The organism is Streptomyces sp. UH6 (assembly GCF_013421635.1).
GTDB lineage: Bacteria > Actinomycetota > Actinomycetes > Streptomycetales > Streptomycetaceae > Streptomyces > Streptomyces abyssomicinicus.
Genome location: NZ_JACADT010000951.1, coordinates 1 through 2,187 on the forward strand (window position 1 = coordinate 1; position 2,187 = coordinate 2,187).

Below are 2,187 nucleotides of genomic sequence, written 5' to 3' on the forward strand. Positions count from 1 at the left end.
CCCCGGTCCACAGCCAGCGGTCGCTCCACCATCCCGAGGCCCAGCCGTCCTCCAGCGCCGTCCCGGAGAGCACCGGCGCGGACGCGTCCTCGGACCCTCCGTCCCCGGACGCGTCCTCCGTGTCCGCCCGCAGGGCGATCCCGGGGATCAGCGGTTCGGTCAGCCGGCCGTCGACGGCCGCGGCCCCGCCGGCCCCGGCCGTCTCCACCCGGACCTCGGCCGATATCGCGCGGCCCACGTCCGAGGCGGGAAGGCCCACAGCCGACAGGCGGACGTAGTACGTCCCCGGCAGCGGATCGTCCGACCACGGCTCCGCCCAGCCGCGCACCGTGCGCAGCGCACAGGCCAGTTCGACCGAGGCGACCCCGGCCGGTGCGGTACGGGTCTGCGCCCCGTACCGGCAGGCCTGACGCCGCCGCAGGCCGTCGTAGACGTCGATCTGCCAGGTCTCGCCGGCGTGCTCCTCCGGCAGCCGCACCGAGGCGTGCACCGTGGGCCGCTCGGTGGCGTCCGCGCCGAACGACCAGTAGAGGTAGTCACCCGTGGAACCCTGGGCCGTGGCCCGCACCCCCGGGTCGATCGCGGTCGCGCTGCGGAACGAGGTGCCCGCCTCGGTCGGCGCCGCGCTCCCCCCGTCCCCGCTCCCGGAGGGAGAGGGCGAGGTGTCGGCGGCAGCGGGGGCCACGGCCAGGCCCAGGAACAGCAACGCTCCGCCGAAGGCACGTATCAGGCGCATCAGTTGGTCCTCCAGACGGCGACCCGCCAGCGCGAGACCCAGCCCCAGACGAGGCCGGCCAGGAATCCGGTGACGACCAGCGCGCCGAGCAGCCACCAGCCGCGGCCCAGCCCGAAGGCGGCCACGTCGGAGGCGTCGGAGGGTCCGTCCACCACGTCCACCGTGAGTTCCACCGGCAGACCGGGGGTGGTCTTGACCCCGGCGGCCGGTGAGAAGGAGTGCGTCACCTCGAGGCAGACCACCTCGGCCGGGGCCTCCTCGTCGGCGTCGCCCTTGGGGAGGCGCAGGCCCGTGGAGACCAGGTCGGTGCGGCCGTGCCCGGCCGCCTCGCCGCGCACCATCTCCCGCCCGTGGACGGTGACCGCCCGCAGCAGCACGCCGTGTCCGGGGTTCACCTCGCGGTCGGCCGCGACGCTCACCGCGGCGCGGACCTCCTGCCCCGGCTCCAGGTCGATCCGGTACCAGCGCGCCTGCCCGAACTCCGCCCGGTCGGTGTAGAGACCGGACTCCAGCGCGGGGGCGCCCTCGCAGGCCGCCGTGCCCTCGACCGCGACCGGCGTCACCGTCGGCTCGGCCGCACGTTCGACCAACTGACCGACCCGGTCGGCGAGTTCGTCCTTGTGCTGGACGGAGGTGTAGGTGCCGCCGGTGGCCTCGGCGATGCAGAGCAACTGGTCGCGGGTCTTGGCGTCCGGGACCAGGCCCAGGGTGTCGATGGTCAGGCCGATGCCGCGGGCCGCGATCTCCCGCGCCACCTCGCACGGGTCCAGCGGCTGGCAGGTGTCCTCGCCGTCGGTGATCAGCACGATCCGGCGGGTGCCGTCGCCCTCCTGGAAGTCCCGGGCCGCCGCCTTCAGGGCGGGACCGATGGGGGTCCAGCCGGTCGGCGTCAGGGTGGCCACCGCCGTCTTGGCCTCCACCCGGTCCAACGGGCCGACCGGGTAGAGCTGTTCGGTGTCCTCGCAGCCTTCCTGGCGGTCGTCGCCCGGGTAGTTGGCGCCCAGGGTGCGGATGCCGAGCAGCACCTCTTCCGGGGTCGCGTCCAGGACCTCGTTGAAGGCCTGCTTGGCCGCCGCCATCCGGCTGCCGCCGTCGACGTCGCGCTCGCGCATGGAGCCGCTGACGTCCAGAACCAATTCGACCTGGGGTGCGGGCCGTCCGTCCATCTCGTCGGCGGCGGCCGTGGCGGGGAACGTGGTTCCCGCCGCCAGGGCGGCGAGCAGGGCGAGAGCGCCCGCTGCCAACCGTTTTCTTCTGATCATCGCCGGATCCTATTGAACGGGAGAGGGCCCGGCGGCGGCGGGTCGCCCCATCTCCCCTACCCGGACGAAGGATTGGGAAGGTGCGTCCAGAGATCACCCGGCCTGTCCGGGGAGAGCCGCATCAAGGTCAGCGCCTTCACCGGCAGCGGGTCACGCAGCAGCGCCTCACGGTCCGGGGTGGACGGCAAC

At 74.3% G+C, this 2,187-nt stretch carries 2 protein-coding genes and 1 pseudogene; all 3 read right to left on the bottom strand.

Going from position 1 to position 2,187, the window contains the following annotated elements; translation table 11 throughout:
• The coding region (locus HW445_RS27935; protein WP_180223644.1) for a hypothetical protein at window positions 1-736 on the bottom strand (736 nt) is incomplete at its 3' end.
• Window positions 736-1,998 (bottom strand): VWA domain-containing protein, encoded by a 1,263-nt coding sequence (locus HW445_RS27940; protein ID WP_180223645.1) that lies wholly within the window; start codon window positions 1,996-1,998, stop codon window positions 736-738. The genes HW445_RS27935 and HW445_RS27940, both read right to left, overlap by 1 nt.
• A gap of 56 nt (window positions 1,999-2,054) precedes the next feature.
• Window positions 2,055-2,187, bottom strand: a pseudogene (locus HW445_RS33805) (IucA/IucC family siderophore biosynthesis protein); the annotation flags it as partial.